Genomic DNA, 14,102 nt, shown 5'->3' on the forward strand with positions numbered 1-14,102 from the left:
TTGCTAAGGCTTCACCATCCTCCTTCTTTAAAAAACGTCCTTCTTCATAACTAAATAAGGTCTCGCGATACATGGTTTGCAACTCCCAATATGGCTGTGGCTTAAAATTTTCAATCTCTTTAAAACGATTAACCACCATAGCTAACGTTGGTGTTTGCACTCTCCCAACCGATAATACCTGCTTATAACCGCCATGTTTTACCGTGTATAATCTGGTCGCATTCATACCCAACAACCAGTCTCCAATGGCTCTTGAAAACCCCGCATAATATAGGTTATCGTAATTTTTTGATGGTTTTAAATTCTCAAAACCTTCTTTAATAGCTTCGGTAGTTAATGATGAAATCCATAATCGCTTGACATCACCTTTATAATTAGCTTGATGCATAACCCAACGCTGAATAAGTTCCCCTTCCTGACCAGCATCCCCGCAGTTTATAACTACATCGGCTTTATCAAAAAGACTTTTTACAATCTTAAATTGCTTTTGAATGCCTGAATTAGCAACTACTTTCGTTTGAAACTTTTCAGGTAGCATAGGTAGATTATTTAAGTCCCAGCTTTTCCAATAAGACTTATAATCATGCGGTTCCTTAAGCGTGCACAAATGTCCAAATGTGTAGGTTACGGCATATCCATTACCTTCAAAATACCCATCATGCTTGGTATTCGCTCCTAAAACAGAAGCTATTTCTCGCGCTACACTAGGCTTTTCGGCTATACAGACTTTCACTTGTTATTATTTGATTTGCGTGTTGCAAAATAGGAATTTAGAAGATTGTTTTAAAAAGGAATTGTTAGGAGTTATTAACGAAATAAAAACTAGAGAAAAGTTGATATTATAATAATAACTTATTTCTAATACGTATTAAAAAAGTAATTTCTTATTGATCTATTTTAAAAACAATTGTCATTGATTAATTCTTTAAATAATCGACAATAGAGTAAGATATATCATTCATTATCCTTTCGGCTTCTTCTTTAAAAACCTGACTCATTTTGTTTACTTCTCCATTTCTATTAAACATATGCTCTGGGGAGATGTTAGCAATAACCTCTCCATTTTCATCAAAAATATCTCCATTTTCATTACCTAAATTAAATGCCATTGTAATTTCACTATCTGTAAAATCGACTGTAAACAGATAAGGCAAATCAGCAATAAGATTTATTCCCAAAATTGTACCAAATTTTACATTTTTAGCAATGTCGTTAATATTAATTCTTTCGTCTTGAACTGAAGTTATTGTAGCTTGATTTGGAATTTCATAGTGTGAATTAGCCCAATTAGTAGCCTTATTATAAAGCTCAGTTTTACTTAAATTAATGAAAGTGACAACGACCAGCTCAATACCTTTATTAGTCATTACAAAGGGTAAAAACAATAATTCCTCTGAGGCTTTTTCTGCTAATCTAGAGGTACTAATTTTAATTATTTCTCCTGATTTTATCGCGGGTTCAAAGTCAACTACAATATTGTTAAAAAACACATCCTCAATAAATTGGACTTCCTTCATGTTAATAACACCAAGATTTTTTTTGCCCTTTCTTTTAGATGAAACTTTACTAAAACCTTTGATCACTAATTGCTTACCTTCAAAATTTTTATCTAAATTTTCTTGGGGTATCGCTTTAGAATCAAAACCTGTATTATCAGAAAAAAAACCAGAGAGGATATCTTTTGCCAACGGAATATTTGTGTTTTTAGGAACGTAAAGATGCATAAAATTCCCCGTTTCTGGCTCACTTCCCTTTCCTAAATATATGATATCACCCTGCTTAACAGTTAAGGTATCAAATAAAACTATAGGTCCTTCAATTGATTTTCCTGGGATTTGTGCAAATATAGAATTACTTAAAATCAATATACTTAATATCAATGCTGTTTTCATATACAAGTTTATCTAAAATGTGCGTCAAACTTTTATGATATGAATTCGCTTTAATAATTTATATCAGACGTTAAACGAAGTTAGTTAATTTTTCTCCCGAAGTAAAAAAAATAAGAAAATTATGCTGAATATATTCCAAAAAACTAAAACAAGGTTTACCTAAAAAGTAAGTGAATTATAATCTTGGCAATGAATTTAGAAGATTGTTTTAAAAAGGAATTGTTAAGTGTTATTAACAGGTTTAAATTAATAAAAACTCATAATTTTTTTCGTTTAACTCCTTTTTGCGTGACTTTATATTTGCTTCTGAAAGTTGTTATTTCTATAATTCGTTTGCTTTTAAAACTCGTAAAATATTTCCACCTAAAATTTTATCAATATCACTTTCATTATATCCTTTTTCTAATAACGCCTTTGTTATTAAAGGATAAGTTGTAACATCATCCATTAATCTGGGAGGCAGAATAATACCGTCAAAATCAGAACCTATCCCAACGTAATCAACACCAACTAATTTGATAATGTATTCTATATGCTCAATAACCATATTAAAGGGAGCTCTTAACGCTTCTGATTCTTGAGGATATTTTATATAAATCAATTCTTGAGCAAGATAAGGATCTATTCCCGTCTGCTTAAGTGAATCAATTTTAGAATTATATTTTTCAAGAAACGCCTCCTCCTTCGCGCCTACTGTTGGATCTAAAAAACCTGAATTAAAATTTATTTGAATAACACCGTCATTTTTTGCAATAGCTTTTATTTGATCATCCTTTAAGTTTCGAGAATGCGGACATAGACTATATACCGAACTATGAGACGCAATAATAGGCTTTTTGCTACAGGCAATAACATCCCAAAAAGTTTGTTCTCCAACATGAGAAACATCCACCATCATTCCTAAAGAATTCATTTTGCTAACAACCTTTTTACCAAAATCTGAAAGCCCTTTATGTTTTAATTCTTTGTTATATAATTCATCAGAAGCACTCGTCGCCCAATCGGTAGAATTATTCCAGGTAAGTGTCATATAGCGCACACCGCGGTTGTATAGCGTATCTAATTTATTTAAATCATCTTCAATTTGATGTCCGCCTTCTATACCAATTAAGGCTGCTATTTTATCTTGCTTTACGGTTTCTAAAAGTTCTTTGGTACCCGAAACCTTGGTTATTTTATTTGGATTTCTTTTTATTACTGCATCCAAACTATCTATTTGTCTATTTGCAAAGTCGTAAGGATTTATTTGATTCCCATCACTCCAAACTGAAAAAAATTGGACATCTAGTCCTCCTTCTTTCATTCGTTTTAAATCACTATGGGCTTTTCCTTTAAGATTATCATCTAGCAAATAACCTTTAACCATTGTTTGGGTTAGAATATCGTTATGCGTATCTACAAATATTGCCTGATTGTGAATTTCTTCCATGGTTTTGGATTCCGCCTTTTTATCTGAAGATTGTTTACAAGACGTTAAAGCGAAAAATAGTATTAATAGATAGAGATACTTCATATTTATATTGGGTGTTTAATTTAACGTAATGATAAATTTTTCAACTTTCATTCACCTCTAAAATATTAGAATAAGTTACAAATTATCATTCTTCCGTTTTCAGAACTGTTTGAATTTTATCTAATTCCCCATCAATATCGATCGGAATTTTCAAGCCTAAAATATCACAAATAAGCGGATAAATATGAATATTTTTTACCGAAGGCATTATGTATCTGTTTTTAAAAGCGGGTCCGTTCGCATAAAATATACCGTGCATATCTTTAAAATTAGGGTCGTAACCATGAACACCAAAAACAGCATCGGGATATTCACTCATTCTGTCTATTCTGGTCTGACCAGCAAAATAATATCCTATATCTGGCACTACTTGGATTGCTCCCCAATTTTTGTTTTTAGGCGTATATTCAAATTCAGGAGCATCTTCAGTCTTATAAACTTTAAAATGATTTTCTTTCGCTTTTAAATAAGAATAAACAGTATCTATTTGAGTTGCATCTTTAGGATGAATATTCACAATAGCACCATTATCGATGGTTAAAAACAAATCATCATTTTTAATAGTTACAATAGAAATGAATTTATTTTGGGGAATGGTTGTCATGCCGTGATCGGACACAATTATGATGTTGACTGGAAGCCCAGTTTCTTTTACGCCTTTAAACAGGTTTCCGAGATGCTTATCTAATTCAAACAATCTATCTTTTAATTTTTCATGATCATCCGGACTAAACTTATGACCGACATCATCCATATCAGAAAAATACAAGGTAATCATATGTGGTCGCTTTTGAGATGGCAATTCTAACCATTCAACAGCTTGATCAACGCGATCTTCATTTTTAACGCGACCATCATATCTATAATAATATGTAGGCCTAATACCTTGAACATCTGCCTCTGAACCTACAAAAAAATAACTAGCTGATACCATTTGAGACTTATCAGCTAAGACCCAAATTGGTGTGCCTTTATAATAGCTTCCATCTTCAACCATATCGCGATTCCCCATACTGTAAATCACATCTTTTTCATAGTTAAAATAAGAATTACCAATTAATCCATGATTTTCGGGATACATTCCTGTTGCAATGGTGTAATGATTCGGAAATGTTTTAGAAGGAAACGAGGGAATTAACGATTCTGCTTTTACGCCATTTTTTATAAAATGACTTAAATGGGGCGGTTTAAATTGCTCTACATAATCCCAACGAAAACCATCTAAAGACACTAAAATCACATACGGTTTTTCTTGTGAAGCTTTTGAATTTAAGGTAAACGTTTGATTATTTAAACTAGAACTTGTTTTGCAGGATAGCATAGTAACTGTGCTTATAATAAAAATGAGCACATACATGACTTTTCTATTGGTCATTTATTTTTTTATAATCCGTAATTAATATATAATGATCGTTTTAATTTTATTTTTCCCTTTTAAGTCAACTATACAAAGTGTTTAAGGAACTTTAAATAATCAATTACCACTCGCGAAGTTTATTTAATGCTTCTAATGCTTCTAGCTCTTCTTGTGGAATTACTTTTAAAAATGATGGGTGCTGCTCAATAGCAAATTCTATTTTTTTTACGATATCTTCAGTAGTTTCATTTTCATAATCAATCTCCAATGGTGCTTTAATTTCCATAGATTGAAGTATGTTTTTCTTTTTAATACGTAATCCTTTTTTATCAAAAGACCTTCTAAATCCGTCTATTACAATAGGTACCACTATAGGTTTATAACGCTTTATAATGTGAGCTGTACCTTTTCTAATAGGTTTAAACGGAGTTGTTGTTCCTTGCGGAAATGTAATCACCCAACCATCGTCTAAAGCTTTTCCAATATTAGAAATATCACTCATTTTAACTTGTCTCTTCACGTCTTGTCCTTCTGCTCTCCAGGTACGTTCGATACTTACCGAACCAACATAGGCCAAAATTTTAGGCAGCAAACCAGCTCTCATAGTTTCTTTAGCTGCTACATAATAGATGTTTAATTTGGGATTCCATAGATACCCAACGTTTTTTATAGAATCATCTCGACCACTTAAACTGGCATTAAACACGTGAAACATGGCCACCACATCAGCAAAATAGGTTTGATGATTTGATATAAAAAGCACATTTGTATCTGGTAAGTCTTTAAAAATTTCAGAACCTTCAATATGTAATTCATTAAACCCTCTAAAACGTCTATGAGTCATAATCCCTAGAATCCTAATCAACCATTTTTTTACAATAAGAATATGCCCAAAGGGATTTCGTTTAAACCACGCCATATATCAGCCTTCAATTAGTTAGTTAAATACAAATGTAATAAAACTATAAATTACATCAATTGTTTTAATAAGTCTTTAACCTCGCTTAAAATCATTGCGGTTGCGCCCCAGACAATATGTCCTTTTAACAAAAATGCAGGCACCTCAACCTCAACACTATAAGACGTCGTTACTTTTTTAAAAACTGATACATCATCAATAAAAAAATATCTTAAAGGTATTTCAATAATATCTTCGACTTCACTTTCTTCTTTTAAAAAGGATGGCCTTTTATTTGAAACGCCCATAAAAGGTTGCACATAGAAATTGCTAGGTGGTATATAAACTTCAGTTAGCGGTGTTACAACTTGAATATCATGAATAGGTACTCCTATTTCTTCAAAAGTCTCTCTTAAAGCAGCGTCTTGTAGTGAAGCGTCGTTCTCTTCAAGCTTTCCTCCAGGAAACGAAACTTGAGCAGAATGAACGCCATTATACCTTTTCCTGAGAATTAACACTAAGTTAGTTTCATGATTTATATCTGGATAAAATAGGGCCAGTACACCAGCCTTTTTAGCAGATTTAATAGCATCTTTATGAATTTCTAAAAGCTCTTTTCTAAAAGGAGGCGCCATTTTAAACTGAGATACTTCGGCAGGTAGCGGTATATTTTTTATTTTTGAAATTCTTAATAAAAATTCATCAAAATTCATTTTATGAGAATTATAAAACTGTTATGTCTATTTATATTGTTTTTTAACTGTGAAGATAAACAATCTAAAAAGAACACAAAGCAAGAGAAAACAGAAACTAAAGTAGAAAAAAAAGAAAATAAAAAAGTTAACAAAACTAAAGACGTTGAGGAATATCCTGTACTTGATGGCTTAACAAATGCAATGGAATTCTTTTTAGAATACGACAAGCATCACAAAGAGAACACTGTACGACTAACAACCGATTTTGGTTCTTTTGATATTCTATTATTTAATGAAACCAAATTTCATAGGTCAAACTTTATATACTTAACCAAACGCGGCTATTTTAAAGACACACAATTTTATAGAGTGATTAATAATTTTATCGTGCAAGGAGGCAATAGTGATGACAAAAAAACATCTAGAAAAAGAGCTGCTATTGGGAGATACTTATTGCCAACCGATACCAACAGAGGTTTTAAGCATGAGCGCGGTGTTATTTCAATGCCTAGCGGAGAAATTGACAATCCTTATAAATTAGCATCCCCATTTGAATTTTTTATAGTTCAACAACAAGGTGGTTCTCATTTTTTAGATGGTGATTATACTGTTTTTGGAAAAGTAATTAGGGGTATGGATGTTATTGACAAAATTGCTGCTGTAGAAACTGATGAAGCAGATTGGCCTTTAAAAAATATTTATATTAGAAATGCTGAAATTATAAAATGAACCTAATCTATTAAACATTTAACTCCTATAGATGTTTGGTAAACCTATTTTGAATTTTACTGCTAGAAGCCTTATTACAATTACGGTAATTCCTGAAATTATAAAAACCACATTACTATCAATTAGAAATTTTATTAATAGAAAATAAACTACACCTCCTGCAATACAAGCTGTTGCATAAATTTCCTTTCTAAAAATCACTGGAATTTCATTACATAAAATATCTCTTAGAACGCCACCAAAACTAGCTGTCATAGTTCCTAAGGCGATACAAATTATGGGGTGTAAATCAGCTTGTATTCCTTTTTCTATTCCAACTAATGTATACAAACCAATTCCAATGGTATCAAAAAGAAATAACGACGTTCTTAAATAATTAATTTTACTTCTAAAGATAATTGCACAAATAGCCGATGCAAGAACAACGTATGTATATGTTATATTGGTCATCCAACTAACTGGCGTATCTCCAATAAGTAAATCTCTCAGTGTTCCTCCGCCAACTGCTGTAACGAATGCAATTATTAAAATTCCGAATAAATCCATCCTTTTATTAAAAGCAACCAGAACACCAGAAATTGCAAAGGCAATAGTTCCTAAAATATCAATACTATAAATCATACTTAATTTCTAAATATTAAAAAATTTATCAACTTACATATTCTGAGTGTAGTAATTATAATCTTTAATAACCGTATTTACAAAATCAACAGGATTTTCTTTAGGTTCTATATGCATCACTTGAGATATGCGCTTATTTAATGATAAAATAATATTGTGGTGCCCATTTCTAACGGCTTCATCATATAAGTTTTTAATAGTTTGTATCTCATCATCTTTAAACAAGGTGACCTGACTATAAACTGGCTTATAATCTTCAGGGATTTCTTTTAAAATGGTGTCATGTATACTTAATTTTTGCTTCTCGCTTATTACCGTTGTACCCGCTGCAATATCTCCTACACGTTGCCCGTTACCTCTAACTAAAATAGTTAAAACAGCAATACCTCCGCTCGATAAAGTCACATCTATAATTCTTAAAATCCATCGAACAAAATAACTGGCAAATGTAGGTTTAGAACCATCTAATTTTACAACGCGTGTTTTCATGGCATATTTACCAACAGTTTGCCCATCCCAGAACGTTTCTAATAGTAAATAATATAAAAATGCAGGTAATGATACTAATAAATACAATGCCCATAAATCTCTCATATCTAAATCTAATGCCACCAAAAGCATAATGACTGAAAACATATAAATAAATACAATAAAACTATCTATAAGATATGCTAGAAGCCTATCGCCTAAATTTGCAGCATTTTGCTGAATACTTACATTTTGAGCAGTTTCTATTTGAAATTCTTTCATATTTTCTTTTCTTTGGTTATAAAACCTACTAACACATGCGTGAAGCTGCTTTTGTGAAGCAAAATAAATCTAAATGGTTAACATTTGAAAGTGTTTTGTTAAATAAAACCACTTTAGATGCCAATGAATTATCAAGTCTATACGTTGAAATCACAGATCACCTAAGCTACGCAAAAACCTTTTACCCAAACAGTAACACCGAAGGTTATTTAAATAGCTTAGCTTCAAAAGCACATCAAAAAATTTATAAAACAAAAAAGGAATCTAAAACTCGAATTATTTCGTTTTATAAAACTGAATTTCCCTCCATGTTTTATCATCATCATCGTGAACTTTTAATTGCGTTTTTAGTGTTTTCATTATTTGTGATTGCCGGAGCATTTTCGGCTGCTAACGAAGGGGATTTTGTTCGGTCTTTTTTAGGTGATGGCTATGTAAACATGACCTATGAGAATATTAAAAAGGGGGATCCTATGGCTGTTTATAAAGAACAAGGCGAATTTAATATGTTTCTTGGCATTACCATAAACAATATTAAAGTGGCGCTTATGGCATTTGGTTATGGCATATTGTTTGGCGTCGGTTCGCTTTACGTTATGCTTCAAAATGGCATCATGCTTGGAAGTTTCCAGTATATGTTTTATGAAAACGGATTGCTTTGGGAATCTGCCAGAACCATTTGGATTCATGGAGCTATCGAAATATCTGTCATTATTATTGCGGCGTGTTCTGGATTGGTTTTAGGCAACGGCATGTTGTTTACAGGAACATATACGCGATTAGAATCTTTTAAACGCAGTGTTAAAAATGGACTTAAAATTTTAATGAGTACGATTCCGTTTTTTGTTATCGCTGGTTTTTTAGAAGGTTTTGTAACCAGACATACCGAAATGCCGGATTGGTTAGCCATTTTTATTATCCTAAGTTCATTAGCTCTTATTATATTTTATTACGTTATTCACCCAATACAATTGCACAAAAAAGACAATCTACAAAACACATGAAAACACTTATTGAATTTAAAAAACAACGCGAACTAGGAGATATTTTAAGCGATACGTTTGGCTTTGTTAGGACTGAATTTAAACCTTTTTTTAAAACTATTTTACAAATTTCCGGCCCATATCTAGTTGTTTTTTTACTGGCAATGGGTTTTTACTCATACAGTGTTGGAGACATTTTTAATTTTACTAATCGTAATAATAATGCCTTTAATGATATGGGTATATTCACTATGATAACAGCTGTACTTTTAATGATGATAAGTGCTATTCTGGCTTATACAATATCTACATCAGCCGTTTTACATTATATTAAATCGTATAACGATAATCAAGGCTCTGTAAATTTTGAGGAAGTAAAAAAATATACTAAAAGTACATTTTGGAGTTTTTTAGTATTGAATATTACAAAGTGGATTGTATTAGTTTTTTCTGCTATGTTATGTTTTTTACCTGTTTTTTATTTTATGGTACCCATGAGTATTGTATTATGTATTCTGGTTTTTGAAAACAAAGATGTTAGTGATTCTTTTAGTGATAGCTTTAAACTTATAAAAGACGAATATTGGATAACCTTAGCAACCGTTATTGTTATTGGTATTATCGTTGCTGTTGCCGGTTACGCTTTTAGTGTTCCTGCAAGTATTTACAGCATTATAAAAATGGGGATATTTTCAGGGGAAATCGATCCAGCCAACATGAATGTTTTTAACGATCCAATTTTAATCATTCTAAACATGTTAAGCTATCTTGTTCAGTTTTTATTGCATTCTTTATCTGTTGTAGGAAGTGCTTTTATTTATTTTAATTTAAACGAAAGAAAAAACTTTACAGGCACTTTAGAGCGTATTGAATCTATTGGTAATAGCGATAATTAAATGCGAATTTACAGTCATCTTCTTTTTGTTTTTTTAACCTGTAATGTCTGTTTTGCGCAGCAAGATAGTATTACGGTTCATTATGATGAAACTAAATTACAACCACTTAAAATAACAGAAGAAGACCTGTCAAATTACAAAATAAACAAGGATTTTAACTATGTTGAAACCGTTGAAGACGATTCCATTGCAAAAAAAATAAAACGTTGGCTTGTGAATATTTTGACTAGAATTTTCGAAGCCATTTTTGGAATTGGTTCAGCCACAGGGATCTTAAAATTTATTTTCAATGTACTGCCTTATATCCTTCTTGGTGTTCTTGTTTATCTACTTATAAAATTCTTTTTAAAAGTAAATTCAAGACAGCTTGTTTTAGGCGAACAAAAAAAGGCATCCGTTTCGTTTTCAAATGATGAACATATTATTAATAATGAAGATATTTCATTACTTATTGAAAATGCCGTAAAAGACCATAACTACAGATTGGCCATCAGGTATTATTACCTTTTAGTGTTGAAAGAACTTAGTGAAAATGGTATGATTCAATGGGAACTTCAAAAAACCAACGAAGACTACGTAAACGAAATTAAAAATCAAGAATTACAACTAAACTTCATCAATATTACTCGGATTTACGATTACGTATGGTATGGCGGATTTACCGTTGATGCTTTAAAATTTAGTCATTTAAAAAAAACTTTTGAAGCTTTAAGCAATTCAAAAACAACCGATTGAACAAGCAAGGAAAAACATATATAATCCTTATTATAATAGCTGTTTTGGTTATTGTGTTTTTTGAATACACAAAACCTAAAGATGTTAATTGGTTTCCGTCCTACGCGAAACAACACAAAATTCCGTTTGGCACCTATGTGTTTCAGGAACAATTAGAACGGCTTTTTTCAAAATCAGAAATTACAAATGTCGAAAGACCACCTTACGAATATTTAAACGACAACGATAGTATTTCCGGGACCTACATTTTTATCAATAACAACGTGAGTTTTGATATAACCGAACTTGAAACGTTACTTAACTGGACATCTAAGGGAAATACCTTATTTATTGCTTCAGAAATAATTAACGAAAAACTTCTGGATACACTCGGTGGTAAAAACAAAGTAATTAGCAACTTAAATAACCTTGATAATATTTACAAGCTTCAGCTAAAAAATAAAACCCTTAAAAACAAGACTACTTACCATTTCGACAAAGCCAATTTTCTGTATTATTTCAACAAAGTAGACACCTTAAACACCGCTGTCATTGGAGTTGTTGATAATGAAACTACAGATGGCTCTTCTATTAAAAATGAACATATCAATGTTATAAAACAAGGTTTTGGTAAAGGGAACATTATGCTGAGTACATTTCCGCAGGCATTCACTAATTATTTTATGCTTACGTCACCAAATCAAAACTACACCGCAGGATTACTATCCTATTTTGATGCTTCAAAACCTATATATATCGATCAATATTACAAATCTGGAAAAACATTTTATAGTTCACCTATGTATGTCATCTTAAATACCAAAGAACTTAAATGGGCGTATTACATCATGCTTATCGGTGTTGTTATTTACGTCATTTTTCAAGGTAAACGTAAACAACGCGCCATTCCTGTAATAAATCCGCTGACCAATAAAACCTTGGATTTTACAAGAACGATTGCTAATATGTATTATGAAAATGGAAAACACGATGACATTGCCCAACATAAAATTCAGCATTTTTTAGAGTATATACGCGTACATTTACACATAAATACAGATACGATTGACCCTAAATTTTTAAAAGAAATTGCCATAAAAAGTAATAATAGTATGGACGATACAAAACTACTTTTTAATACCATTGAAAACATCACTAATACATCGCATATCGATGCTAAAAAACTAGAGCATCTTAATACATTAATAGATACATTTAAATCTAAAAATACATGGAAAACCAAGATTTAGAATTTAATAACAGAGTACCTTTGGAAGAACTAAAGCAAGCTGTTACAGCCATAAAAAAAGAGTTAAGCAAAGTTATTATCGGACAAGAAAACTTTGTAGAACTTCTAATCGTGGCCTTGTTAGCAGACGGCCATGTTTTAATTGAAGGCGTTCCCGGTATTGCGAAAACCATTACTGCCAAACTATTCGCCAAAGTGCTAAAAACCAACTTTAGCAGAATACAATTTACACCCGATTTAATGCCAAGTGATGTGTTAGGGACTTCAGTTTTAAATATGAAAAATTCTGAATTTGAATTTAGAAAAGGTCCGATTTTCTCGAATATTGTCCTTATTGATGAAATTAACCGCGCACCAGCTAAAACGCAGGCTGCACTGTTCGAAACGATGGAAGAGTGTCAAGCCACTATAGATGGTAATACCTACTCTTTTGAATCTCCTTTTATGGTTTTGGCAACGCAAAACCCGATAGAACAAGAAGGCACTTATGCCCTACCAGAAGCGCAGCTGGATCGTTTCATTTTTAAAATAAAAGTAGATTATCCATCACTAGAGGACGAAATTAAAATTATAGATACACACCATAAACGCAAAGGCGAGCAACCTCAAGCCTTTGTAAATAAAGTACTTTCAGTTAAAGATTTAGCAGATTTTAAGGCTAAAACTCAAGATATCATGGTTGAAGAAAAAATTATAAAATATATTGCAGAAATTATTTCAAAAACGCGAAATCATCCACATTTATATTTAGGCGCATCACCAAGAGCTTCCATTGCCGTTTTGAATACGGCTAAAGCTTTTGCGGCCATACATGGCAGAGACTTTGTAACACCCGAAGACATTAAAAAAACGCTTTCTCCGGTTTTAAACCACAGACTAATTTTAACACCAGAGCGCGAAATGGAAGGTATGACCACAGAGAATGTTATTAATATGATTGTCGAATCTATAGAAGTTCCAAGGTGATTTTCAGACTAACAAAAAGACATGACATTTCTTAAATCCATATATATACACAACCGGTTTTATATTTATATAGCCATCGTGTCGCTGTGTTTTTTAACATCGCATTGGTTCCCTTTTTTGTATGCGTTCGCATGGATTTTACTTTTAATATTGGGAATTTCAACCCTAATGGATACGCTTTTTCTTTACCGATTTAAAAATCCTGTGCATGCAAAACGTCTTTTACCGGATAAGTTTTCAAACAGTGATGAGAATCCGGTGCCATTGCGTATAACCAGTAATTATCCTTTTAAGGTATTTGTTCATATTATTGACGAATTACCTATTCAATTTCAAAAACGTGATTTTTTAATACAGCTGAAACTAAATCCGAACGAAACGCAACAATTGGATTATCGTGTTCGACCCGTTGAACGCGGTGAATACGTCTTTGGAAATCTAAATATATACACCTCAACCACCCTTAAAATCATCAAACGCAAACACCAATTTGAAAACAAACAGATGGTGGCGGTGTATCCGTCATTTATTCAGATGCAGAAATATGATTTTCTTGCAATTGGAAATCACCTTACTGAATTAGGGTTAAAAAAAATAAGACGTATTGGTCATTCTTCTGAATTTGAACAAATAAAAGATTACATACAAGGTGATGACTTTAGAACGGTAAATTGGAAGGCTACTGCAAAACGCAGACAGCTTATGGTGAACCAATATCAAGACGAAAAATCACAGCCTATCTATTCTGTTATTGACATAGGACGTGTTATGAAAATGCCTTTTAATGGCTTAAAACTATTAGATTATGCCATTAATTCAACATTAGCTTTTAGCAATGT

At 32.0% G+C, this 14,102-nt stretch carries 15 protein-coding genes; 7 read left to right on the forward strand and 8 right to left on the reverse strand.

Annotation, left to right across the window (positions count from 1 at the left end; all coding sequences use genetic code 11):
• The 6 genes from AC15TD_RS01595 to AC15TD_RS01620 all read right to left on the reverse strand — a co-directional run.
• The coding region (locus AC15TD_RS01595; protein ID WP_484450386.1) for a DNA topoisomerase at positions 1-733 on the reverse strand (733 nt) is incomplete at its 3' end.
• Between the two features lie 184 nt (positions 734-917).
• The gene (locus tag AC15TD_RS01600; protein ID WP_484450387.1) at positions 918-1,892 is read right to left on the reverse strand and encodes a hypothetical protein; all 975 of its coding nucleotides are present in this window, start codon (positions 1,890-1,892) and stop codon (positions 918-920) included.
• A 322-nt stretch (positions 1,893-2,214) separates the two neighbouring features.
• A complete protein-coding gene (locus AC15TD_RS01605) occupies positions 2,215-3,405 on the reverse strand; it encodes a dipeptidase (RefSeq protein WP_484450388.1) in 1,191 nt (396 codons plus the stop codon).
• An 85-nt stretch (positions 3,406-3,490) separates the two neighbouring features.
• The gene (locus tag AC15TD_RS01610; RefSeq protein ID WP_484450389.1) at positions 3,491-4,780 is read right to left on the reverse strand and encodes an alkaline phosphatase family protein; all 1,290 of its coding nucleotides are present in this window, start codon (positions 4,778-4,780) and stop codon (positions 3,491-3,493) included.
• A gap of 103 nt (positions 4,781-4,883) precedes the next feature.
• Positions 4,884-5,681 carry a lysophospholipid acyltransferase family protein gene (locus AC15TD_RS01615; protein WP_484450390.1) on the reverse strand — a complete coding sequence of 266 codons (798 nt, stop codon included), beginning with the start codon at positions 5,679-5,681 and terminating at the stop codon, positions 4,884-4,886.
• Positions 5,682-5,731: 50 nt separating this feature from the next.
• The gene (locus AC15TD_RS01620) at positions 5,732-6,373 is read right to left on the reverse strand and encodes an NUDIX hydrolase (protein ID WP_484450391.1); all 642 of its coding nucleotides are present in this window, start codon (positions 6,371-6,373) and stop codon (positions 5,732-5,734) included.
• Positions 6,374-6,376: 3 nt separating this feature from the next.
• On the opposite strand from AC15TD_RS01620, the gene AC15TD_RS01625 reads away from it, so the two are divergent.
• Positions 6,377-7,084, forward strand: coding sequence for a peptidylprolyl isomerase (locus AC15TD_RS01625; RefSeq protein ID WP_484450392.1), 708 nt, complete (start codon positions 6,377-6,379; stop codon positions 7,082-7,084).
• A gap of 18 nt (positions 7,085-7,102) precedes the next feature.
• Here the strand turns inward: AC15TD_RS01625 and AC15TD_RS01630 are convergent, their stop codons facing one another.
• Together AC15TD_RS01630 and AC15TD_RS01635 are read right to left on the reverse strand one after the other, a co-directional pair.
• Entirely contained in the window at positions 7,103-7,705 is a 603-nt protein-coding gene (locus AC15TD_RS01630; protein ID WP_484450393.1) for a trimeric intracellular cation channel family protein, read from the reverse strand.
• A 33-nt stretch (positions 7,706-7,738) separates the two neighbouring features.
• Positions 7,739-8,455, reverse strand: coding sequence for an RDD family protein (locus AC15TD_RS01635; RefSeq protein ID WP_484450394.1), 717 nt, complete (start codon positions 8,453-8,455; stop codon positions 7,739-7,741).
• A 35-nt stretch (positions 8,456-8,490) separates the two neighbouring features.
• On the opposite strand from AC15TD_RS01635, the gene AC15TD_RS01640 reads away from it, so the two are divergent.
• From AC15TD_RS01640 to AC15TD_RS01665, 6 genes are all read left to right on the forward strand, one after another.
• Entirely contained in the window at positions 8,491-9,459 is a 969-nt protein-coding gene (locus AC15TD_RS01640; RefSeq protein ID WP_484450395.1) for a stage II sporulation protein M, read from the forward strand.
• A complete protein-coding gene (locus AC15TD_RS01645) occupies positions 9,456-10,334 on the forward strand; it encodes a hypothetical protein (protein ID WP_484450396.1) in 879 nt (292 codons plus the stop codon). The genes AC15TD_RS01640 and AC15TD_RS01645 overlap by 4 nt, the downstream gene beginning before the upstream one ends.
• The gene (locus AC15TD_RS01650) at positions 10,335-11,069 is read left to right on the forward strand and encodes a DUF4129 domain-containing protein (protein WP_484450397.1); all 735 of its coding nucleotides are present in this window, start codon (positions 10,335-10,337) and stop codon (positions 11,067-11,069) included. It begins immediately after the preceding gene.
• Positions 11,066-12,298, forward strand: a complete 1,233-nt coding sequence (locus AC15TD_RS01655; RefSeq protein ID WP_484450398.1) for a DUF4350 domain-containing protein — start codon at positions 11,066-11,068, stop codon at positions 12,296-12,298. The genes AC15TD_RS01650 and AC15TD_RS01655 overlap by 4 nt, the downstream gene beginning before the upstream one ends.
• Positions 12,280-13,263 (forward strand): AAA family ATPase, encoded by a 984-nt coding sequence (locus AC15TD_RS01660; protein WP_484450399.1) that lies wholly within the window; start codon positions 12,280-12,282, stop codon positions 13,261-13,263. Before AC15TD_RS01655 ends, AC15TD_RS01660 begins: the two co-directional genes overlap by 19 nt.
• Before the next feature lie 21 nt (positions 13,264-13,284).
• Positions 13,285-14,102: DUF58 domain-containing protein (locus AC15TD_RS01665; RefSeq protein ID WP_484450400.1), on the forward strand; the 818-nt coding region annotated here is incomplete at its 3' end.

It is taken from the genome of Yeosuana sp., from assembly GCF_057126245.1.